This window comes from Pseudomonas sp. BNK-44-b, assembly GCF_047456245.1.
Classification (GTDB): Bacteria; Pseudomonadota; Gammaproteobacteria; order Pseudomonadales; family Pseudomonadaceae; genus Aquipseudomonas; species Aquipseudomonas machongensis.
The window spans coordinates 3064048-3086313 of record NZ_CP179908.1; the positions used below are offsets into that span (position 1 = coordinate 3064048).

The 22266-nt window shown below is 61.7% G+C and carries 20 protein-coding genes, 2 tRNA genes and 1 pseudogene; 9 read left to right on the plus strand and 14 right to left on the minus strand.

The window, feature by feature from the left end; genetic code table 11:
• Window positions 1-25 precede the first annotated feature (25 nt).
• The gene (locus ACMGGG_RS13855; RefSeq protein ID WP_112898573.1) at window positions 26-979 is read right to left on the minus strand and encodes a sugar ABC transporter substrate-binding protein; all 954 of its coding nucleotides are present in this window, start codon (window positions 977-979) and stop codon (window positions 26-28) included.
• Window positions 980-1380: 401 nt separating this feature from the next.
• Between ACMGGG_RS13855 and ACMGGG_RS13860 the strand changes: the two are divergent.
• The 3 genes and pseudogenes from ACMGGG_RS13860 to ACMGGG_RS13870 all read left to right on the plus strand — a co-directional run bounded on the left by ACMGGG_RS13860 (window position 1381) and on the right by ACMGGG_RS13870 (window position 3866).
• Window positions 1381-2469 (plus strand): annotated as a pseudogene (locus tag ACMGGG_RS13860) (asparaginase).
• Between the two features lie 140 nt (window positions 2470-2609).
• Window positions 2610-2849, plus strand: coding sequence for a DUF1654 domain-containing protein (locus tag ACMGGG_RS13865; RefSeq protein ID WP_054892062.1), 240 nt, complete (start codon window positions 2610-2612; stop codon window positions 2847-2849).
• A 51-nt stretch (window positions 2850-2900) separates the two neighbouring features.
• Entirely contained in the window at window positions 2901-3866 is a 966-nt protein-coding gene (locus ACMGGG_RS13870; protein WP_200603901.1) for an endonuclease, read from the plus strand.
• A gap of 48 nt (window positions 3867-3914) precedes the next feature.
• On the opposite strand, the gene ACMGGG_RS13875 is transcribed toward ACMGGG_RS13870, so the two are convergent.
• Window positions 3915-4898: an aldo/keto reductase gene (locus tag ACMGGG_RS13875; RefSeq protein ID WP_414155695.1), complete on the minus strand. Its 984-nt coding sequence runs from the start codon at window positions 4896-4898 to the stop codon at window positions 3915-3917.
• A gap of 105 nt (window positions 4899-5003) precedes the next feature.
• On the opposite strand from ACMGGG_RS13875, the gene ACMGGG_RS13880 reads away from it, so the two are divergent.
• Window positions 5004-5462: a MarR family winged helix-turn-helix transcriptional regulator gene (locus tag ACMGGG_RS13880; protein ID WP_414155696.1), complete on the plus strand. Its 459-nt coding sequence runs from the start codon at window positions 5004-5006 to the stop codon at window positions 5460-5462.
• Window positions 5463-5510: 48 nt separating this feature from the next.
• Here ACMGGG_RS13880 and ACMGGG_RS13885 read toward each other — a convergent pair whose 3' ends face one another.
• From ACMGGG_RS13885 to ACMGGG_RS13905, 5 genes are all read right to left on the minus strand, one after another.
• The gene (locus ACMGGG_RS13885) at window positions 5511-5936 is read right to left on the minus strand and encodes a GTP pyrophosphokinase (protein ID WP_054892066.1); all 426 of its coding nucleotides are present in this window, start codon (window positions 5934-5936) and stop codon (window positions 5511-5513) included.
• A 264-nt stretch (window positions 5937-6200) separates the two neighbouring features.
• Window positions 6201-6770, minus strand: coding sequence for an SPOR domain-containing protein (locus ACMGGG_RS13890; RefSeq protein WP_063545319.1), 570 nt, complete (start codon window positions 6768-6770; stop codon window positions 6201-6203).
• Between the two features lie 104 nt (window positions 6771-6874).
• Window positions 6875-9790: an RHS repeat domain-containing protein gene (locus ACMGGG_RS13895; protein ID WP_414155850.1), complete on the minus strand. Its 2916-nt coding sequence runs from the start codon at window positions 9788-9790 to the stop codon at window positions 6875-6877.
• A 180-nt stretch (window positions 9791-9970) separates the two neighbouring features.
• Window positions 9971-10047 (minus strand) — tRNA-Val (locus tag ACMGGG_RS13900).
• 139 nt (window positions 10048-10186) lie between these two features.
• Window positions 10187-10263: transfer RNA gene (locus ACMGGG_RS13905), tRNA-Val, on the minus strand.
• Window positions 10264-10466: 203 nt separating this feature from the next.
• Between ACMGGG_RS13905 and ACMGGG_RS13910 the strand changes: the two genes are divergently transcribed.
• Window positions 10467-11750, plus strand: coding sequence for an NAD(P)/FAD-dependent oxidoreductase (locus ACMGGG_RS13910; RefSeq protein WP_054892068.1), 1284 nt, complete (start codon window positions 10467-10469; stop codon window positions 11748-11750).
• A gap of 100 nt (window positions 11751-11850) precedes the next feature.
• Here the strand turns inward: ACMGGG_RS13910 and ACMGGG_RS13915 are convergent, their stop codons facing one another.
• Complete coding sequence (locus ACMGGG_RS13915) at window positions 11851-12588, minus strand: peptidase C39 family protein (protein WP_112898578.1); 738 nt, start codon at window positions 12586-12588, stop codon at window positions 11851-11853.
• 159 nt (window positions 12589-12747) lie between these two features.
• On the opposite strand from ACMGGG_RS13915, the gene ACMGGG_RS13920 reads away from it, so the two are divergent.
• A complete protein-coding gene (locus ACMGGG_RS13920; RefSeq protein ID WP_054892070.1) occupies window positions 12748-12927 on the plus strand; it encodes a hypothetical protein in 180 nt (59 codons plus the stop codon).
• 62 nt (window positions 12928-12989) lie between these two features.
• Here the strand turns inward: ACMGGG_RS13920 and ACMGGG_RS13925 are convergent, their stop codons facing one another.
• Both ACMGGG_RS13925 and ACMGGG_RS13930 read right to left on the minus strand, forming a co-directional pair.
• Window positions 12990-13742: a TerC family protein gene (locus tag ACMGGG_RS13925; protein ID WP_054892071.1), complete on the minus strand. Its 753-nt coding sequence runs from the start codon at window positions 13740-13742 to the stop codon at window positions 12990-12992.
• 15 nt (window positions 13743-13757) lie between these two features.
• On the minus strand, window positions 13758-13997 hold the full coding sequence (locus ACMGGG_RS13930) for a hypothetical protein (protein ID WP_063545324.1): 240 nt from the start codon (window positions 13995-13997) through the stop codon (window positions 13758-13760).
• 137 nt (window positions 13998-14134) lie between these two features.
• On the opposite strand from ACMGGG_RS13930, the gene nhaR reads away from it, so the two are divergent.
• From nhaR to ACMGGG_RS13945, 3 genes are all read left to right on the plus strand, one after another.
• Window positions 14135-15028 carry a transcriptional activator NhaR gene (gene nhaR / locus ACMGGG_RS13935; protein ID WP_414160003.1) on the plus strand — a complete coding sequence of 298 codons (894 nt, stop codon included), beginning with the start codon at window positions 14135-14137 and terminating at the stop codon, window positions 15026-15028.
• A 132-nt stretch (window positions 15029-15160) separates the two neighbouring features.
• Window positions 15161-16372 (plus strand): serine/threonine transporter SstT, encoded by a 1212-nt coding sequence (gene sstT, locus ACMGGG_RS13940; protein ID WP_151926217.1) that lies wholly within the window; start codon window positions 15161-15163, stop codon window positions 16370-16372.
• A gap of 67 nt (window positions 16373-16439) precedes the next feature.
• The gene (locus ACMGGG_RS13945) at window positions 16440-17087 is read left to right on the plus strand and encodes a YceH family protein (protein WP_372822517.1); all 648 of its coding nucleotides are present in this window, start codon (window positions 16440-16442) and stop codon (window positions 17085-17087) included.
• A gap of 1 nt (window position 17088) precedes the next feature.
• On the opposite strand, the gene ACMGGG_RS13950 is transcribed toward ACMGGG_RS13945, so the two are convergent.
• The 4 genes from ACMGGG_RS13950 to ACMGGG_RS13965 form a co-directional block, all read right to left on the minus strand.
• Window positions 17089-17280: a hypothetical protein gene (locus ACMGGG_RS13950; RefSeq protein WP_054892076.1), complete on the minus strand. Its 192-nt coding sequence runs from the start codon at window positions 17278-17280 to the stop codon at window positions 17089-17091.
• 166 nt (window positions 17281-17446) lie between these two features.
• Window positions 17447-19009 carry an alkyl hydroperoxide reductase subunit F gene (gene ahpF, locus ACMGGG_RS13955; protein WP_054892077.1) on the minus strand — a complete coding sequence of 521 codons (1563 nt, stop codon included), beginning with the start codon at window positions 19007-19009 and terminating at the stop codon, window positions 17447-17449.
• Between the two features lie 125 nt (window positions 19010-19134).
• Window positions 19135-19698 carry an alkyl hydroperoxide reductase subunit C gene (gene ahpC / locus ACMGGG_RS13960; RefSeq protein WP_004375926.1) on the minus strand — a complete coding sequence of 188 codons (564 nt, stop codon included), beginning with the start codon at window positions 19696-19698 and terminating at the stop codon, window positions 19135-19137.
• Between the two features lie 152 nt (window positions 19699-19850).
• Window positions 19851-22241, minus strand: coding sequence for a fimbria/pilus outer membrane usher protein (locus ACMGGG_RS13965; RefSeq protein ID WP_414155698.1), 2391 nt, complete (start codon window positions 22239-22241; stop codon window positions 19851-19853).
• Between the last annotated feature and the right edge of the window lie 25 nt (window positions 22242-22266).

Genomic DNA, 22266 nt, shown 5'->3' on the forward strand with positions numbered 1-22266 from the left:
CATCAGGCTCAGCGCACTGCCAGCATCACTTGGTGATCAGTTCTACCGGTGTCTGGATGACATTGTCGGCATCGACATCAGGCTTCTCGCCCTTGACCATCTTCAGCGCCGCCTGGATACCGAACACGGCCTGCTGACTGGCTGCCTGGTCGAGCGTGGCGAGCACACGGCCGTCCTTGAGCATCGGCTTGATGGCGTTGATGTTGTCGTAGCCGACCACCTGTACCTGGCCGGTCTTGCCGGCAGCACGCACAGCCGAGACAGCGCCCAGGGCCATGCTGTCGTTACCCGCCAGCAGCGCCTTGAGATCGGGGTATTCGTTGAGCATCGAGGCGGCAACGGCGTTGCCCTTGTCGATTTCCCAGTTGCCAGACTGCACCGAGACGATCTTCATCTGGGCAGCCTCCATCGCATCCTTGAAGCCCGCGGTGCGCTGCTGGGCGTTGGTGGTGGTCGGCACACCTTCGATGATGCCAACCTGATCGCCGGCCTTGAGCTTCTCTTTCACCAGGTAATCGCCAACCAGACGCGCGCCCTTGCGGTTGTCGGGGCCAACGAACGGCACGCTGATACCTTTGCTCTTGAGCACTTCGGGGTCGAGGCGGTTGTCGATGTTGACCACGGTGATGCCCGCGTCCATGGCCTTCTTGATCACAGGCACCAAAGCCTTGGAGTCGGCCGGAGCGATGACCAGGGCATTGGCGCCGGTGGCGATCATCTGCTCGACGATACGGATCTGGTTGCCGGTGTCGGTTTCGTCCTTGATGCCGTTGGCGACAAGTTCAAAATCGTTGGGATGTTCTTTCTGGTAGGCCTTGGCGCCATCCTCCATGGTGCGGAAGAACTCGTTGGCCAGCGACTTCATGACCAGCGCGACCTTGGGCTTGTCCTCGGCATGGGCCTGGGACAGCGGGATGGCGAGAGACAGGGAGGAGAGAATGGCAATAGCCAGCAGACGACCTGGGAACGGCAGCTTCATGGGATAACTCCGAATCTTGTGGTTTTTATCGGACCGCAAACGTTTGCGCTGCCTTACTATGGGAACAGGAACAGGTTTTGTCAAATGACTTTCCGGGGTTCCAGCGCCCGCCTTACTGCTCGGAGATTATCCGGTAAATAGTCGGAAAACCGAATAGCTCTCGTAGAGATTGTTCGGATTTCCGAATAGCAAAACACCCGCAACCCGCCTCGTGGCAAAGCCCGTGCCTACCATGGCAGCGCCGTAGTTAAGTGCTCCATACACCGCTGGGAGCGGGTTTGCCCGCGAAAAATCCGACTCAATTCGCCCTGCGCCTCACCACTGCCGCACCCTTGGTACGGAACCTGCCTACAACCCAGTGCGAATAAACATCTCATTTGGAAGAGAGAAGAAAAAAAACCATGAACACCGCACTGAAAACCTTCGCACCGGGCGCCCTCGCCCTGCTGCTTGCACTGCCAATCACCGTTTCCGCCAAGGAAGCAGAACAACAGCAGAAGCTCGCCAATGTGGTCATCCTCGCCACCGGCGGCACCATTGCCGGGGCCGGTGCCAGCGCTGCCAACAGCGCGACCTAGCAAGCTGCGAAGCTGGGCATCGACAAGCTGATCGCCGGCGTGCCGGAACTGGCCGACATCGCCAATGTACGTGGCGAACAGGTGATGCAGATCGCCTCCGAGAGCATCAGCAACGACGACCTGCTCAAGCTGGCAAAACGTGTCGCAGAGCTGGCCGACAGCAAGGATGTCGACGGTATCGTCATCACCCACGGCACCGACACCCTGGAAGAGACGGCCTACTTCCTCAATCTGGTCGAGAAGACCGACAAGCCGATCGTGGTCGTCGGCTCGATGCGTCCGGGCACCGCGATGTCTGCCGACGGCATGCTCAACCTGTACAACGCCGTGGCCGTGGCTGGCGACAAGCAGTCGCGTGGCAAGGGCGTACTGGTGACCATGAACGACGAGATCCAGTCCGGTCGTGACGTCAGCAAGTCGGTCAACATCAAGACCGAGGCGTTCAAGAGCGCCTGGGGTCCGATGGGCATGGTCGTGGAAGGCAAATCGTACTGGTTCCGCCTGCCGGCCAAGCGCCACACCAGCAACTCCGAATTCGACATCAAGCAGATCAGCAGCCTGCCCCAGGTGGACATCGCCTATGGCTACGGCAACGTGACCGATACCGCTTACAAGGCCCTGGCCCAGGGTGGCGCCAAGGCGATCATCCATGCCGGCACCGGCAACGGCTCGGTGTCGTCGCGCGTAGTCCCGGCACTGCAGGAACTGCGCAAGGAAGGCGTGCAGATCATTCGTTCCTCGCACGTCAACCAGGGCGGTTTCGTGCTGCGTAACGCCGAACAGCCGGACGACAAGAATGACTGGGTCGTGGCCCATGACCTGAACCCGCAGAAGGCGCGGATCCTGGCAATGGTCGCCATGACCAAGACCCAGGACAGCAAGGAACTGCAGCGGATCTTCTGGGAATATTGATTCAGGTTTGAGTTGGAGCGGCCCTGTGCCGCTCCTGCTACAACCGCATTAGCCTTTGGATGCTTTTTGCCTGACATGCTGTTGCGAAAAAACTGACAGTGAAATACTGTACGCACATACAGCAAAATAAGGAAAGTTCCATGGCCAGCACCGCCGCAGCGCCCAGCAGTTATGAACAACTGGGCGTACGCATCCAGAAGATCATCAACAGCCCCACCGCCCAGCGCAGCCGCGCAGCACTGATCTTCCGCCTGGAGCACGAGTCACCCGACGACTGGGAAACCCTGCTCGAAGAAATCGCCGAGAACGACAACGTCACCCTCGCCCACCGTGACGATGGCGGCATCCAGATCTTCTGGACCGTCCCCAAAGAAGACTGATCCTTCCTCCCCGCCCCGCCTCTTCCACCGAAAGATGATTTGCGCTCGCCCATGAAAAAACTGCTGTCTGCCGTTGCCCTGCTCCTGTCCGTCGCCACTCCAGCGCTCGCCAACCCTCCCGCCACCTTTGCCGAAGCCAAGGTCGTGGCCAAACAGAAGATCTATCTCGACCAGGCCAGCAGCGCCATGGGTGAGCTCTACTGCGGCTGCAAATGGACCTGGGTGGGCAAGTCCGGCGGGCGCATCGACCCCGCCTCCTGCGGCCTGCAAGCCCGAAAGCAACAGACCCGCGCCGACCGCACCGAGTGGGAACACATCGTGCCGGCTTGGACCCTGGGTCATCAACGTCAATGCTGGAAGAACGGTGGCCGCGAACACTGCGCCGACGACGACCCGGTATTCCGTGCCATGGAAGCCGACCTGTTCAACCTGTACCCGGCTGTGGGCGAGGTGAATGGCGATCGCAGCAACTTCAACTATGGCATGGCGTCGGGTGTGGGGCAGCAGTACGGCCAGTGCAAGACCCGCGTCGATTTCAACCAGCGCGCTGCCGAGCCGCGCGATGAAGTCAAGGGCCTGGTCGCCCGCACCACCTTCTATATGTTCGATCGCTATGGCCTGAACATGTCTCGCCAGCAGCAACAACTACTGATGGCCTGGGACAAGCAGTATCCGGTCACCCCCTGGGAGCGCGAGCGCGACCGTCGCATCGCCGGCATCATGGGGCACGCCAACCCGTTCGTGAGCGGCGAGCGGCGCTGGACAGTCGGCTACAAGCCCGTCGGCGACGGTGTGGTCAGTGGCGTTGCCGCCAAACCAGCCAAGGCCACACCTCAGCCCACCCTGGCCAAGGCCAGCATGACGGGCACGATCATCGGCAACCAGAACAGCCACGTCTACCATCTGCCCAGCGGCTGCCCTGGCTACAATCAGGTGTCGGCCAAGAACCAGGTGAGCTTCGAGTCCGAGTCGCAAGCCCGGGCGGCCGGTTACCGCAAGGCCGGCAACTGCCGCTGAGCCTCATGAACCGGGAGCGCCTTTACGGCGCCCCGGAAGCAAGATCAGTCATGCCACCGGAATGCGAGCAGTCCGCTCGACGGGCAGCGACACGAGCTGGCTGACGTCATCCAGGCGCTGCAACTGCTCGCTGCTGAGCTTCACCTCAAGCGCCGCCAGGTTCGATTGCAACTGCGCCAGCGAGCGCGGCCCTATCAGCGGCAATGTGTCGTGACTGGCGGCCCAGGCGATCGCCACCTGATCTGCCGGTACGCCATGCTCCTGCGCCACACCTAGCAGCGCATCGAGGATCGCGCTGCGCTGCGGCGAATTCTCTGCCTGGAACACCTTGCCACCCAGGCCCTGGGCTCGCCCGGCCTCGCCCTGGCGGTACTTGCCGGTGAGCATGCCGCCGCCCAAGGGCGAGAAAGTCATCATGCCCAACCCCAATGCTCGACAGGTCGGCAGCAGGTCCAGCTCGCATTCGCGACGCACCAGGCTGTGTTCGAACTGTGCAGCAGCAATAGGCACGGCGCGAGCAAGCTGGGCATAGGTGGCTGCATGGGCCACACGCCAGGCAGGGAAATTGGACAGGCCGACATACAGCACCTTGCCTGATCGCGAGAGGTCTTCCAGACCACGCAGCAGCTCTTCGGTCGGGGTCACATGATCGGGGAAGTGAGCCCAGTACAGATCGACACGGTCCGTGTTCAAACGCTTGAGACTGGCCTCCAAAGACGTGACCATGGCTTTGCGGCTATTGCCGGTGGCCAGCACGCCCGCAGTGGGCGAGGCGCCCTGGGTGAACTTGGTCGACAGCACCACCTCATCGCGGCGCCCTGCCAGCAAGCGCCCCAGATGCGTTTCAGACTCACCGAACTGATAGATGTCCGCCGTATCGATGAGATTGCCGCCAGCCTCAAGATAGGTGTCAAACATCGCCTTGCATGCATCGGGGTCGGCGCCATGACCCCAGGCGGTGCCAAAGTTGCCTGTACCCAATGCCAGCTGGGACAGTTGTAATCCGGTCTTGCCAAAGGGTGTGTAGCGCATGGATGCTCCTGAGCCGATGAATACCGTTCCAACAGGCGCCAGGGTTGATCGCCCCCGGCCAACAGAACATTTGCATATACAAATGTTGCAGGTACAATATTTCACATGAACACATCAATCAAGCCCTCCGGCTGCACAAACCTCAAACTGCGCCAATTGACGCGCATGGTCACCCGCCACTACGACCAGCACTTGGCTGCCATAGGCCTGAAGAACACCCAGTACGCCCTGCTTTCCCATGTGCTGCGGCTCGGCCCGTTGCGTCCAGGTGAGTTGGCCAAGGCCATGCAGATGGAACCTTCGACCCTGACGCGCAACATGCAACCGCTGGTAGCTCAGGGCTGGCTGACCATTTCGGCGGGCGGCGATGCGCGCAGCCGTGCGGTGCAGATCACCGAGGCCGGGATAGAAAAACGCGAGGAAGGCAGTCAGGCGTGGCAGGCGGCCCAAGACTCATTGCAGGACGCGCTGGGGCTGGAGCGCATCTGCGCGCTGCATGTACTGATGGATGCGTGCATGACCACGCTCAATGACCCGGAGGCTGAAGCAGCTGACTCCCTGTAGAGTCGGCCCCGTATCGTGACCAGATGCCCCCGCCAAGGGCGTGCGCTATCACGCCAGCGCCTGCAGATAGGCGCTGGCCTCTCGATAACGGCTCAGCCGGGCGATATCGGCGGGCCCCGGACATACGATTCGCGAGAGATCACTGTTGTCGGCGAGGTCGGCCAGCTTTACTTCGCGCGCCAGCGGATCACTGCCCAGCCGCACGACGAAATCCTCGTAGCGCTCACCCTCACGCCGACTCAACGCCAGCAGCGCCGCCAGGATTTTCACAGTGAAGCCCTCGCGGGCCAGGTCGGACAGGGTCAGCGGCGTATCCTCCAGCACATCGTGAAGCACCGCGACGATCCGCTGCTCGGGCGTCGAGACCCGCTCCATCACCCGCAGCGGATGCAGGATGTATGCGGCGCCGCCTTTGTCGATCTGCCCTTCGTGGGCTCTGGTCGCCACCACGATTGCTCGTTCCAGGCTAGACATGACCCCTCCTTTCACCCCGTACGTCGTCGCACATGCGCCATTGCAACAGCATCGACAAGGATGCTGTCACGCAAAGCATAGTCCAGTAAATGTCCTTCGACTTCAAAGCCATGGCGCTTGTACAAGATCAGTGCCGGTTCGTTGTCGCTGTATCGGGGCCTATCGAATGGTAAGGCGGGCGTGATCGGCCTCCTTGGCAGTAGAGGCCGCAGTACAGGGGGCTATGACCGAGGCTATGCAACGCCCCTGCCCGGCGCGGGAAGATCAGCGCTTGACGCCGTGCTGAATGACGATCGAATCCGTGCCCAGGCGTGCCATGACGTCGGCCTTGCGCGCATCGGCCTCGTCCTTGGTGGGGAAAGGCCCCATCAGCACGACAGGCTTGCCGTCGCGGTATTCGACCCAGGAAGGGATGCCTTTTTCGATCAGGCGCGCGGTCATGTCGGTGAGTGCCCCCATATTGGGCCCCTGCACGACTTCGACATCCCAGCCTTCCGGCGCCGGTTCGCCAGCCAGGGCATCGGCACGGCGCTGCAGCTCGGCACCGCCGCAGATCTCACGGATGCGCAGATTGTTGCCGCTATCGTCGACCAGGATCTCGTACTGGCCATCGTGCTTGATCGCCACATAGCTGCGATAGGCTTCGTACTGGCCGGCGTCATCCTTGCCGCGGACCTGGCCGCAGATCGAACCCTGAGTGTCGATCCGCACGTTGGCGAACTTGGCCGTCTTGGGATTGTGCAGGTGTTCGGCCACCTGGTTGTGCACGCCCTCGACCTCGTTCTCACAGCCAGCCAGGGCCAGCACTGCCAATACCACTGCCAGTTTGCGCACGCGTGTACCTCCAGATTCGAAGGGGCGCATTCTAGCACGAGGCACAGCACAGACCGAGGGTCAGATTGGCGCAGCAGCGGCACCTGGCCCGAGCTGGCTAACCATCAATGCTTGAAGGCATTCCTTATTCTGGAAAGAAAATTCGGCTTTCGCCCAGGCTGAGCAACGGTCGTCACCGGCCTTCGCGGAAGGCCACGTGCAGGTGCAGTCAAGTGCGGCACTGGCGGGAGTTGCGCCTCGACTTCGGATCGACGCGCCATGTGCAGATCGCCTTCTCTCCCTTTGTAGATATCCATGACTGCATTGTATTTAAACTCGGCCAGCGCCTTGGCTTGCTGCCGCTTCGCGAGGACCTTGCGATCACCGATTTCATAGATTATTTGATTGGCCTCTGCGTACAACTGGTCCACCCACTGAAAGCCCGTCTGCTCGACATCCCGCAACTGCCCATTGGCCTGGAACATTTCCAGCAGCAGGGCCGGCCTGTTTTCATTGAATGAAGAAGCGAGTTCTTCAAGACCTTGCGCCCAATGCGATTTGAGGAAAGCCAATACCGCCCGCCCCCTTTCTGCCCGATCATTGATTTTCCAGAATTCATTGACCTTGGCCATATACGCATGAGGATCACTGAACATTGTCATTCGCCACTCCAGTGACGCAGTGCTTCCATGCGAGGTTATTCGCGGTCTGTTGTTCTCAATGCCTGCTGCATAACCTGGCGGCGTTCGGTAATGCCCCGTTTCCGTCGTAATGCGCCCCCCGTCATAAACACCTACGAAATCAGGGAATCCCCGCTCACCCTGCGGCCGAATGGACATATGCCTGTTCATCGTCGACACATAGGCGTTATCTCCCCAGATGGCGATAGCCCACGGCGGAGCTGAATCAAGTTGCTCACCCCACGGGACGAAGCCCCAGGCATCGTGGTTCACATCGGTCATGACATCCGCCAGAAATGCCGATAGCACCGGGTAAACGGGTTCTAATCCCTGTTGATCCTTGAGCGTGACGGGGTTGTTGCGAACCATGCGATACAGGTTCAGCCCATCCACGACACCAGCAGGGTCAGCGCTCAACCAGCGCCCGAGCCAAGGCTGGTAGTACCGTAACCCGTAATAGTACAACCCGGTGGCGTCACACTCCTTTCCGGAGTAGCGCAAGGTCTTGTAATCCGCCTCCACCTCGCTACGTGCGGTCCACACCGCAGTACCGCCATAGGGGTAATACTCTTCCTGGCTGATGACCTCGCCCTGCTCATCCAGCTCCAGCTGACTGCTGCCCAACAGGTCGTCGAAGCTGTAGCGCAGCGTGTCACCGGTCAACCCATCGGGCCAATGCAGCAAGCGCGCCTGACCTCGCCCGGCACTGCCCACGGCAACCACTTCAAGCGCCTTCTGCGCGGCGCCGTCGAAAGCCTGGTCGCGCAGCTCGAGCCCAGGCAAGTACAAGACCCGGCGCTCCTGGATACCGTCACCGATTTGCCGGGAAGTGACTTTCAACAGGCGCCTGCCAGCCCCGTCGTAGCGGTAATGCTCACTATCATCAATCGTGCTGCGGGCGACCTGCACCACGCGCCCCAGTTCGCCACGCGGATTCCAGTGCAAAGGCTGGCCAGCCTGTAACCACAGCGCGTGACCAGCGCCGTCGAACATCCGCTCGACATCACCCGGATCAAGGCCCTCTTGCCAGCGCACAGCACGATTGCCATGGGGGGAGACCAACAGGTCCGTGGTGTAGCTGTTGCCACTGCCCGGCGCGCTGTGACGGATTTGCGTCAAGTTGCCGCCCCTGTCGTACTTGTAGTCGCGCTGATAATGGGTAAACGCCTCGGGGCCACTCGGCAACGGCACTAACGCCGACGGAACACCCACCCCCTGCTGCCCATGCGCCGCCAATTCCCGGCCACACGCCTGCACCAGCTGGTAAAGGCTGTCGTAGATGAAGGTGTTCTGTGCCAACACTTTTTGGTTACGCCAGAACCGAGTAGCCTGCGCAGCGTTGTCTACACTGGCCACGTTGCCCACGGGGTCATAGACGTAGCGCAGGTATTGCAGCAATCGGCCCCCTGCCGGATGGCCGTCTGGGCGTTCCGTCTTGATGGCTGACACACGTTGCGTCTGCGGTTCATATAGATAGTGGGTCAGTACGCCATTGCCATGCAGTTCCCGCTGCTTCTGCCCCACGGCTGTCCAGGTCAATGCCTCAAGCACACGGCGCTCTTGCTCCTCGCCTTGCACATGCACCGAACAGCTGCTCAAGCGGCCAACCACATCATACGCATGGCGCTGCCGATGCCCCCGCGCATCGGTTTGCGTCAGTGCCGCGCCGGTGGCGTCGGCGCTACAACCACTGACGTGGATGATGGGCTCCAGCTTTGCCTGCCAAGCTTGCTCATTCTCGCCAAGCCATTCAGGCCGCTCGGCATCCCTCAGCATTTGCCGGGCAACGAGCAGTGGCGTCCCCGTCAAAGCGATGCTGCACACCTGCTGCAGGCCACCCGTATCATAGTGGCGCACACATTCGCCCAGCAGATTGCGCGCACGCTCGACGGCACCGTCAAGCGCCCAGATCCAGCGCTCGCACACTGCACGCTCGGCGCCCTCTGCCTGTTCATCAAGTGAATGTAATCGCCCTGAAAAGGCTACCGACTGGTAATTCCAGCGACGGGTAACCCCCACGCCGCTGCGACGCATCAGTGACCGTCCCGCGCAATCGTCCAACGCGAGCAGCGTGCCGGCATCGACACTCTGAGAACGTACCACCGCGCCGCTCAGAGCAGGCTGCAACAGCAGATTGGGTGGCGCACCTGGTGCCTCACGCCGGCTTTGGGCCAGACGCGGGTCTATGCTTTGCACAGGGTGGCCACGTGCATTGAAATGAAGGTGGGTTACCCGACAATCCGTTGAGTCAGGGCTATCCGGATGGCGGTGAAAACGGATATCGCGGACGATCAGGCCCCGGTTATCGGAGACGCTGACTTCAGGCGTGTACGTGTGAAGCGACGCGTTGGCACCCTGCATGGAGAGGCTCCCTTCATTGGGATCGGCGGAAGACGCCAAGCAGCCTCACACATGCCGCTACCTACTCCCTGGCGATGTTCTCGAACCATTCAATGCGAGATTAGCCATCCCTGAGAGAGCTGCCACCTCAAAGGGCGAAAATGAAAAAGGGCGTCCCTTTCGGGACGCCCTTTTCAGATTTGGTAGGCACAATTGGACTCGAACCAACGACCCCCACCATGTCAAGGTGGTGCTCTAACCAACTGAGCTATGTGCCTGTCGTGTGGTGCGCATATTAGTGATCGAATGCACACCTGTAAAGCGTTTTTTCTCAAAAAAATCAAAAACTTTGCAGGCTGGAGCTATGCCCGGACGCAAAAAAGGGCGACCCTTGCGGATCGCCCCTTTTCTTCGATTTGGTAGGCACAATTGGACTCGAACCAACGACCCCCACCATGTCAAGGTGGTGCTCTAACCAACTGAGCTATGTGCCTGTCGATGAGGGCGCATTCTACGCGCTAGAAAATCCCTGTCAACAGTTTTTTTCGAGCTAACCTACTGATTCTAAAAATGTTTGCGCCCATGGGTGGCAGTAACGCTCCTGTAAAGGATTTTCACCATACGACTAGCGGGTGTTTATTATTATTGATAGCATCGGTACATTCGTTAAAAATATAAAACACGAGGTTTTCCGAGCATGGCTAACACCCCCTACCCCCAGTCCTACTACGCCGCCTCGGCCAACCCGGTGCCGCCACGTCCGGCGCTGCAGGGCGAGGTGGAGACCGATGTATGCATCATCGGTGCCGGCTACACCGGCCTGTCGAGCGCGCTGTTCCTGCTGGAGAACGGCTTCAAGGTGGCCGTCGTCGAAGCCGCCAAGGTCGGCTTCGGTGCATCGGGCCGCAATGGCGGGCAGATCGTCAACAGCTACAGCCGCGACATTGACGTCATCGAACGCACCGTCGGCCCCAAGCAGGCACAACTGCTGGGCGAGATGGCCTTCGAAGGCGGACGCATCATCCGTGAGCGCGTGGCCAAGTACAACATCCAGTGCGACCTGAAAGACGGTGGCGTATTCGCGGCCCTGACCAGCAAGCAGATGGGCCACCTGGAGTCGCAAAAGCGCCTGTGGGAACGCTTCGGCCACACCCAGCTGGAGCTCATGGACCAGAAGCGCATCCGTGAAGTGGTTGCCTGCGACAGCTATGTAGGCGGCATGCTCGACATGAGTGGGGGCCACATCCATCCGCTGAACCTTGCCTTGGGCGAGGCCGCTGCGGTCGAGTCGCTGGGCGGCGTCATCTATGAGCAGACGCCTGCCGTACGCATCGAGCGTGGCGCCAACCCTGTGGTACATACCCCACAAGGCAAAGTGCGCGCCAAATTCATCATCGTCGCGGGCAACGCCTACCTGGGCAACCTGGTGCCGGAACTGGCCGCCAAGTCCATGCCCTGCGGCACCCAGGTGATCACCACCGAGCCACTGGGCGATGAACTGGCCCGCACTCTACTGCCACAGGACTACTGCGTCGAAGACTGCAACTACCTGCTCGACTACTACCGCCTGACCAGCGACAAGCGCCTGATCTTCGGCGGCGGCGTGGTCTACGGTGCACGCGATCCGGCGAACATCGAGGCGATCATTCGTCCGAAGATGCTCAAGGCCTTCCCTCAGCTCAAGGACGTGAAGATCGACTACGCCTGGACCGGCAACTTCCTGCTGACCCTGTCGCGCCTGCCGCAGGTCGGTCGTATCGGCGACAACATCTACTACTCCCAGGGTTGCTCGGGCCATGGCGTGACCTACACGCACCTGGCGGGCAAGGTACTGGCCGAAGCCCTGCGTGGCCAGGCCGAGCGTTTCGACGCCTTCGCCGGCCTGCCGCACTACCCGTTCCCGGGTGGTCAGATGCTGCGCGTACCGTTCAGCGCCATTGGTGCGTGGTACTACAGCCTGCGGGATCGCCTGGGGTTCTGATGTAGCACCGTATTGTTCTTTTCGCGGGTAAACCCGCTCCCACAAACGTGCATCTGTGGGAGCGGGGTTACACGCGAAATGGAATCAGTACCGCCAGCAACTACTGCCCTAGGCTGCGCAGCGCCTGCTTCGCGGCAATCTCCTGCCCATCCCGCGCCAGCTCGTCGGCGGCCTTCAGCCAGCGCTGGCGATCGACCTGGGCCGGCAGGCGCTGCGGCGGTTGTACCAGCACAGCCCAGCTCCCCTCCTTGGCCCATGCACTCTCGAAGGTGTCGAAATCCAGCAGATGCCGCCGGGCCATCCCTGAACGCAGCAACACCCGCTGCTTGTAACGGTCGTAGCCAATCAGCACCGCATAGCGTGGCTCGCCCCACAGCGCCGAGCCGTCGTGGTAGCGCAACAGCACCGGATGACCGGCCGCCACCTGGGTGAGCAAGGCATCCAGGCGCTTGTCCAGCGGATAGACCACCATCCCGTACTCGCGGGCCACTCGGGGAATACCGGTTTCCAACGACGCCGCGCCCTGCGGGAGGTTCAGTGACTTGTCCAGCAGGCCAGGCGTGATCGGCGCGCCCTGCTGCGAAAGCACGGCGGCCAGGGCCATGGAGCCGCTCAAGTTGGCATTACCACGATAGAACGGCACGCTGCTGATCTCGACCCGCTGCGGCAGTTTGTCGAGCGCTGCCGGTGGAGAACCGGCGCAACCGGCAAGGCTGGCGGCCACCAGGCAGGCCGCCAGCAGGCGGCGCGGGCTCAAGGAGGTGAAGAAATGCTGCGACATGGACACTCGCTTGTTTCGACGCCCGGCAGACAGCGCCCGACACTGGGCTCCGATCATAGGCGCCTGCGCGGCGCGGGTATAGCCCGCTTCGGGCTTGTAACGAAACGACCCAAGCAATAGACCTTCGGTCAATGGAACGTCACACGCCTGCAGCTAGACTAAGTAAGTGTCTGGAGGGAACAGCCCACAGCTGTCCCGAGAGAAGGAGGCACGCACATGAGCCTGACAATGGCAATATTCATGCTGGTCGCGATGTGGTTGAGCGTCGCCACCGCCATGCTCTGGGGGGTACTGCGCATCGCACGACGCCATGCCCGACCGCATCACACCCAAGCGGCCACCACGCCCAAGCCGCAGCCGCTGCATCGCACCCGCCGGCACGCCGGGGCACATTGACCTGATCCGCAAAAGAACAAGGGGCTGCCTGGCAGCCCCTTCTCTTTTACCTCAGCCTGCTGTCAGCCTTGCGCCGCCTCGCGCTTCAGGCGTGCCCGGCGAACCATGATGTTGAGAATCTCGATCACCGTGGAGAAGGCCATCGCTGCGTACACATAGCCTTTCGGTACGTGGGCGCCGAAACCTTCGGCGATCAGCGTCATGCCAATCATGATCAGGAAGCCCAGTGCCAGCATCACCACGGTAGGGTTGTCGTTGATGAACTTGGCCAGCGGGTCGGCGGCCACCAGCATCACGATCACGGCACTGACCACGGCGATGATCATGATCGGCAGGTGCTCGGTCATGCCCACGGCAGTGATGATGCTGTCTACCGAGAAGACGATGTCCAGCAGCAGGATCTGGCCGATGGCCGCAGCAAAGCCCAGGGTTACGGTGGAGCCGGCCTTGGACTCTTCCTTCGCACCATGCGGGTCGACGCTTTCGTGAATCTCCTTGGTCGCCTTCCACAACAGGAACAGGCCACCGGCGATCAGGATCATGTCCTTCCAGGAGAAGGCGTGGTCGAACACCTCGATCACCGGCTCCGTCAACTGGACGATCCAGGCCACCGTAGAGAGCAACGCCAGGCGCATGATCAGCGCCATGCTGATACCGATGCGTCGCGCCTTGGAGCGGTAGGCCTCGGGCAGCTTGTTGGTGAGAATGGAAATGAAGATCAGGTTATCGATACCCAGCACGATCTCCATCGCCACCAAGGTAGCCAGGGCGACCCAGGCGGCGGGGCTCGCGGCAAGTTCCAGCAAGTATTCCATTTAGTGTTCCTTCGCTCAGATGTCCTGGGTGTCGTTCTTGTCTTGCTTGCTCTCGGGCTTTTGCCCTTCGCCACCAAGAGTGTCGTTCAGCGCTTGCTGGGCCGCCTCGTTGGTCTTGTCGATCGCCTGCTTGGCCGATTCGGCAGCCTGGTTCAGCACCTGCTGGGCCGACTTCTCGGCCTGGTCGCACCCCGCCGTGGCCAACAGCGCCAGCGCCAGTACCAACGGGGTGCCGATGGATTTCAGTTGTAGCATAGGGTCCTCGCTTATCGATATTCGGCTGGCGCGCGCACCGCGCCTGATGGAGTCGAATTCTAGAGAGGACAACAGTTCAGGAAAATTCGTATTTTTAGCGGTTATACTTCGATTTTTACGAATCGAGTAGCGTCTCCATGCTCAACTACCGGCAGCTTCACTATTTCTGGGTAGTAGCCCGCACTGGCAGCATCACCCGCGCCAGCGAGCAATTGAATCTCACGCCGCAGACCATCAGCGGCCAGATCAGCCTGTTCGAACAGACCTACAACCTGGAGCTGTTCCAGCGCGTCGGTCGCCAACTGGAGCTGACCGAAACCGGCCGGCAGACCCTCGCCTATGCCGAGCAGATGTTCCAGATCGGCAGCGAACTCGAGACCCTGCTGCGGGCCGGCCTCCAGGAGCAGATCCTGTTCCGCGTCGGGGTCGCCGACGTGGTGCCCAAGTCCATCGTCTATCGCTTGCTGGCACCGACCATGGAGCTTGACGAAGTACTGCGCATCAATTGCCGTGAAGACAAGCTGGAGCGCCTGCTCGCGGACCTGGCGATCCAGCGCCTTGACCTGGTGATCTCCGACAGCCCCATGCCCAGCCATCTGGACATCAAGGGCTATAGCCAGAAACTGGGCGAGTGCGGCCTGAGCTTTTTTGCCACTGCGGCACTTGCCACTCGGTTGAAGCAGCCCTTCCCCGGCTGCCTCAACGACGCACCGCTACTGATCCCCGGCCAGGAAACGGTGGTGCGCAGCCGCCTGTTGCGCTGGCTGGCCGAGCAGCAGGTGCAGCCGCGTATCGTCGGGGAATTCGACGACAGCGCCTTGATGCAGGCATTCGGGCAATCGGGCAGCGGCATCTTCGTGGCACCAAGCGTGATCGCCGATGAGGTGTGTCGGCAATACGGCGTGGAGTTGATCGGGCAAACCGAGGCGGTGCATGAGTCGTTCTATGCGATTTCGGTGGAGCGCAAGGTCAAGCATCCGGGGATCGTGGCGATTACCGAGGGGGCACGCAGGGAACTGTTCAACTGGTGAGGCCATGCTGGCTTTTTCTGGCAGATTGCACCGCGATCGCTGCAGTGCGTCGGAGGAACAATACCGTCAGCCCTGTCCTACAGTGCCTGTGCTAAAGTCCGCGGTTCGTTCAAACCCGAGACCCCGCTGCACATGAGCCCTGTTTTTCGCCTTCTCAACCGCACCAGCCTGGTGACCCAGATCATCATTGGCCTGGCTGCCGGTATCGCCCTGGCGCTGGTCGCCCCGAGCCTGGCCCGGGATCTTGCATTCCTCGGCAAGGTGTTCGTCTCGGCCCTCAAGGCCGTGGCACCGATCCTGGTGTTCGTGCTGGTCATTGCCTCCATCGCCAACCACCAACAAGGCCAGCAGACCCATATCCGCCCTATTCTCTGGCTCTACCTGCTGGGCACTTTCGGTGCCGCGGTGGTCGCCGTGGTGGCGAGCATGGCCTTCCCTTCGACTCTGGTGTTGAGCGCACATGAAGCGACGCTGAGCGCCCCCGGCGGCATTGCCGAAGTGCTGCAGGGCCTGCTACTGAGCGCGGTAGACAATCCGGTGAGCGCACTGGTCAATGCCAACTTCATCGGCATCCTGACCTGGGCGATCGGCCTGGGCATAGTGCTGCGCAAGGCCGGCAAGGCAACGCGCGGTGTGGTCGACGACCTGTCCAACGGCATCACGCAGCTGGTTCGCGTGGTGATTCGCTTCGCCCCGCTGGGGATCTTCGGCCTGGTCAGCTCGACCCTGGCCGAGGCGGGCCTGGATGCCCTGCTCGGCTACCTGCACCTGCTGGGGGTGCTGATCGGCTGCATGCTGTTCGTGGCGTTGGTGATGAACCCGTTGATCGTGTTCTGGAAGATTCGTCGCAACCCTTACCCGCTGACCCTCCTGTGCCTGCGCGAAAGCGGTATCACCGCGTTCTTCACTCGCAGCTCGGCGGCAAACATTCCGGTGAACCTGGCATTGTCGGAGCGCCTGGGCCTGCATGAAGACACCTACTCGGTGTCGATCCCGCTGGGTGCGACCATCAACATGGCCGGGGCGGCGATCACCATTACCGTGCTGACCCTGGCAGCGGTGCATACCCTGGGGATCACCATCGACCTGCCGACCGCGGTGCTGCTCAGCGTGGTGGCTGCGGTCTGTGCCTGCGGCGCCTCGGGCGTGGCCGGCGGGTCGCTCCTGTTGATTCCTCTGGCTTGCAGCCTGTTCGGCATTCCCAGCGAGATTGCGATGCAGGTGGTTGCCGTCGGCTTCATCATCGGTGTGTTGCAGGACTCGGCGGAAACCGCGCTCAATTCATCGACCGACGTACTGTTCACTGCGGCTGCGTGCGAGGCCATGGAGCGGCGTGCTGCCTGAGCCGCAATTGCTTAAGCCAGACGCAAGGCCTAGGCTAATGGCCTTTTCCTAGTAACGAGACAGGGCCATGTCAGAACACGAAACCGCAGGCGAAGGCCGCCTCAACAGTATCGAGGTCCGTATCCTCGGCGCGCTGATCGAAAAGCAGGCCACCAGCCCGGAAAGCTACCCACTGACACTCAATGCGCTGGTCCTGGCCTGCAACCAGAAGACCAGCCGCGAGCCGGTGATGAACCTCTCCCCCGGCCAGGTCGGCCAGGCCCTGCGTGCACTCGAAGGCCAGGACATGGCCCGCCTGCAGATGGGCAGCCGCGCCGACCGCTGGGAGCATCGGGTGGACAAGGCGCTGGAACTGGTGCCGGCACAGTTGGTACTGATGGGCCTGATGTTCCTGCGCGGGCCGCAGACCCTCAATGAATTACTGACCCGCAGCAATCGCCTGCACGAATTCGAAGACGTCGATCAGGTCCAGCATCAGCTGGAACGCCTGGTTTCACGTGGGCTGGCGTTGCACCTGCCACGTCAGGCAGGCCAGCGTGAAGACCGCTACACCCACGCCCTGGGCGATCCGGCCGAGATCGAAGCGATTCTTGCCGCGCGCCAGCAGGAAGGTGGTTCACGCAGTGCTTCAGGTGCTGCTTCGGACGAGCGGATCGAGGCGCTGGAAGCCCGCGTCGCGGCACTGGAAGCCCGGCTGGCTCAGCTCGAGGGCTGAGTCAGGGCTGGTCGGGTTCGGGGAAGTTACGGCAGCTCTTGCGCTCGGCCAACTCTCTGTCGCTGGGGCGCTGGTCGACGAACACGGTGCGGCCGTCGGGATAGATTTCCAGATAGCCCCAGTGCAGGTCCTGCTCCTGCTGGCCGGGCTTGGGTGGCACCAACCACCAGGGTTCTCGACTGATCGGGGTCATGACTGTACCTCCTGGGAGCGTCTGCAGTAATCATAGACACCCTCGGGTGATACTTGGTTTGGTCGGCCATATCACGGAAAAGCCCACCCCACCGGTAAAGCGCAGTTCTCGAGAACTGCGCTTTACCGGTGGGGTGGACTTGTCCCGCGATGAGGCCCGCGCTGACTTACGCCGGCGCCGAAGTCCGGATCAGGTGGTCGAAGGCTGCCAGCGAAGCTTTGGCGCCCTCGCCCACGGCGATGACGATCTGCTTGTACGGCACCGTGGTCACATCACCGGCCGCGAACACACCCGGGATGCTGGTCTGGCCTTTGGCGTCGACAATGATCTCGCCGCGCGGCGACAACTCGACCGTGCCCTTGAGCCAATCGGTGTTCGGCAGCAGGCCGATCTGCACGAAGATACCTTCGAGCGCCAGTTCGTGGATCTCGTTGCTGGTCCGGTCTTCGTAGCGCAGGCCGGTGACCTTCTCGCCGTTACCCAGCACTTCCTTGGTCAGGGCACTGGTGATCACCTTGACGTTCGGCAGGCTGTGCAGCTTGCGCTGCAGCACCGCATCGGCACGCAGCTGGCTGTCGAACTCGATCAACGTCACCTGAGCGACGATACCGGCCAGGTCGATGGCTGCTTCCACGCCAGAGTTGCCGCCGCCGATCACCGCCACGCGCTTGCCCTTGAACAGCGGGCCGTCGCAGTGCGGGCAGTAGGCCACGCCACGGGAGCGGTATTCCTGCTCACCGGGGACATTCATTTCGCGCCAGCGGGCGCCGGTGGCGAGGATCACGGTCTTGGCCTTGAGCGACGCACCGCTGGCCAGGCGTACTTCATGCAGACCGCCATCGGCGGCCGGGATCAGCGCTTCACCGCGCTGCAAATTCATGATGTCGACGTCGTACTGCTTGACGTGCTCTTCCAGCGCAGTGGCCAGCTTCGGCCCTTCGGTCTCCTGCACGGAGATGAAGTTCTCGATCGCCAGGGTGTCGAGCACCTGGCCGCCGAAGCGCTCGGCGGCAACGCCGGTACGAATGCCTTTGCGCGCAGCGTAGATGGCTGCCGCAGCGCCAGCCGGGCCACCGCCGACCACCAGCACGTCGAAAGCGTCCTTGGCGTTGATCTTCTCGGCCTGGCGGCTGCCAGCACTGGTGTCGATCTTTCCGAGAATCTCTTCCAGGCCCATGCGACCCTGGCCGAACACTTCACCGTTCAGGTAGATGCTCGGCACCGCCATGACCTTGCGCGATTCGACTTCATCCTGGAACAGCGCACCATCGATGGCGACGTGCCGAATGTTGGGGTTGAGCACCGCCATCAGGTTCAGGGCCTGGACCACGTCCGGGCAGTTCTGGCAAGACAGCGAGAAGTAAGTCTCGAAGCTGAACTCGCCTTCCAGGGCCTGGATCTGCTCGATCACTTCGGCGCTGGCCTTCGAAGGGTGGCCGCCGACCTGCAGCAACGCCAGTACCAGCGAGGTGAATTCATGGCCCATGGGGATGCCGGCGAAACGCAGGCTGATATTGCCCCCGGGACGGTTGAGCGAGAATGACGGGCGACGGGCGTCGCTGCCGTCCTCGCGCAGGGTAATGAGGTTCGACAGGCCGGCGATCTCAACCAGCAGGTCGTGCATTTCACGGGACTTCGCGCCGTCGTCGAGGGAGGCAACGATCTCGATCGGCTGGGTGACCCGCTCCAGGTAGGTTTTCAGTTGCGATTTAAGCGTGGCGTCCAACATACGGGGCGATTCCTTTTTCAAAACTCGGATACAAAAACGCCCAGGCGAGGTCGCCCGGGCGTTTGACGGGGCAGTGAGTACTTCAGCTGTGGCGGCTGCTCACCGCCCTCGACTGGTGCATGGACTCAGATCTTGCCGACCAGGTCCAGCGATGGCGCCAGAGTGGCTTCGCCTTCTTTCCACTTGGCCGGGCAGACTTCGCCTGGGTGAGCGGCAACGTACTGGGCAGCCTTGACCTTGCGCAGCAGCTCGGCTGCGTCACGACCTACACCACCGTCGTTCAGTTCGACGATCTTGATCTGACCTTCCGGGTTGATCACGAAGGTGCCGCGATCAGCCAGACCGGCTTCTTCGATCAGCACGTCGAAGTTGCGCGAGATGACGTGGGTCGGGTCACCGATCAGCGGGTACTGGATCTTGCCGATGGTGTCCGAAGTGTCGTGCCAGGCTTTGTGGGTGAAGTGGGTGTCGGTGGACACGCCGTAGATCTCGACGCCCAGTTTCTGGAACTCGGCGTAGTTGTCAGCGAGGTCACCCAGTTCGGTCGGGCAGACGAAAGTGAAGTCAGCCGGGTAGAAGAACACGACGGACCATTTGCCTTTCAGGTCGGCTTCGCTTACCTGAACGAACTCGCCTTTGTGGTAGGCAGTGGCGTTGAACGGTTTGACCTGGCTGTTGATGATGGGCATGAGAAACGCTCCTTCGAGGGTTAGTTAACTTGGGGTGGGTAACTTTCGATGGAGTAATCCTATCCAATGACCTCGACAATGGCTCATTGGTAAACCTCATGTTGGTGATTGGTTTTGGCTATAAGCTGCGCGACCGATAGATTTTTTCATTCCTATGCCTCGTCTGCCGGTCCTGAAGTGCAGGTCGAGGCTGCGCCCTCTGCGTAATCCAGCCAGCAGCTCGCATCTGCTTGCTCACCCCAGGAGACCCTTACCCGTCCTCGCGCGTCATGCGAGCGAAAATGCAGGCGGCTGCCCTGTCCCACCATGCCCACCTCGTCACCTTGCACATCGAATACCTGGGCACCGAACGGCAAGGCATGCCCGTGCTCGTTGCGAGCCTCCAGCATCAGCAGGCGACCGCTGCGCGTGGGATAGTGCAGCAAGGTCACCGCACCGGCTCGGGGCACCACCGACTGACCGCTGAGCTGCAACTCCACATCCTGTGACATGCCCTTGGGGTCCAGGTCGACGGTATTCACGCTGTAGGGGCTCAACGAGGGGACCACCGCAAAGCCCTGGGCATTCAGCCGCACACTCGGATGCTGTTGAATACGCGCCGCTTCAGCGAAGAGGGCATGGACGATAGCGAAACTTTCGCCCAACGGTTGCGCCAACAGTACACCTCCCGGATGGGCGACCACCGAGCCGCGCGCGCCGAGTGCCAGCTGACGGGATCCCTGGCGCTGGGCCACGACCCCGCTCAGCTCTCCCGTCGGGCTGCGATGCACCAGGTTGGCGTCGAGCCCTGCGCCGCCTTGCCTTCCCTCCTGGTACACACTGGACAGGCCATACCCCCATTGTCCATCCTCGCCGGCAGTCGCGCTCCAGCGCACATTCGTCCTGGCCCCGCCTTCGGAGTCGCGGCTCATGCTGGAACTCAGCGATCCACGACGTTGCAGACCCAACGGCAAGCTGGCCGTCAGTGTCAAAGCGCTCACGGCCTGTCCGTTGCCTCGATACTCGCGCCCAAGCGTCATGCCGTAGGAGAGCGAGCGCAGATTGTTGTAATACCCCACGTTGTACTCACGATTGCCCACCCCAGATCCCCACTGCTTACCCGCGCTGGCCCTCAGGCTCAGACGACCGCTCCCGGGCAGGCGCTGCTGAAGTGTCAGCGCTGCCCGCCAGTGCTGAGGCGAACGCTGATTTGTACGCTGCGTTTGCTGGCTGGTGCGGGCGAACTCGTCAAAGCTGTAGTAGCCAGCGTTATTGCGGTGGGTAAGGCTGGCGCTCAGGTCGGTGGCCGTTGCCTCCACCCGCTGGCGCCAACTGAAGCGCAGCGCCTGCCCCTGCGCGGAGCGACCCTGGCCTAGCGATGCCTGCGCGTGGTATGCGGTCAATCCAAAAGCACCAAAGCGGCTGTTGATCGCCCCCCCCATGGCGCTGGCCAGATAGTCCTCTGCCAGCCAGGCGCCTCCATGTACGCTGAAGGTGTTGTCCACCCCTTGCTGCCAACTGCCTTGCACATGACCTGGGCCAGGACGCCCAAGGTCGTCGCGCCACACCCCCGCACTAAGGTCGAAACGGCTTGCCCCTTCTCGCAGGGCCAGTGGCGCAGCCTGATAGGGCAACGTGAAGCGTCGTACGCTGCCGTCAGCCTCCTCCAGGGTGACCTCCAGATCGTCGTTGAGGCCACTGGCATAAAGGTCGTCGATCTCGAATGGCCCCGGCGGCACCGTCGACTCATGCAGCAGCATCCCTCGCTGGCGGATGCTCAACAGCGCCGTAGTATTGGCCACGCCCCTCACTACCGGCGCAAACCCCCGCTGTGCGCGGGGCAACATGCGCTCGTCAGTGGATAATCGCAGTCCGCGAAAGGCGCTGCTGTCAAATACATCCCCAGCAGCGTAGCCATCGCCGAGAGTAAGCTGGGCCGACCACAAGGGAACATCGCGCCGTACCGACGTCGCACCCGGCTGGTACCGGGCTGCGCGCTTGTCGCTCATCTGCGCATTGCCTTCGTGGCGCCAATACCAATCCCCGGTATTGAATCCGGCACGCAGGCCGAGATAGCCCTGCTGGCTACGACTGCCTGCCTGCAGGTCGTGCTGCTCATGGACATTCAGGCGGTAGTCGACAAACCCTGCTGTGACACCTGCATCCCAGGTATGGAATGGCAAATTGTCCTGGGGTTGGCGACGCAGCAAAGACCGGTCAATTTCAAGGCGCAATTGCAAGGCCCCAAAATCCAGGTCCTCGCTGGCGGCCACCAGCAGTTGAGGCAACATCATGCAGCTGTCGGGGATGGTCAGTTGCTTGCGCGGCTGAGCCGCCAGCCTCGCTAGATCAAGCCCCAACTCTTCGAGCAGGATTCGGTCATAACAGGGCGCCGCCTGACCGGATGCATCCCGATTGCGCAGAAACACGGTACGCCGCCCTATCCACTGCTGGTTGAGGATGATATCCAGGGCAAAGTCGCCCTGGGGAACCGAATCGCTGGCCTGGAAACGCTCGAGATTGATCGTGCTGCCCTGGCGCAACAGGCCGGGATCGAACTCCACACCAGGTACAAGCCCGACATACCCT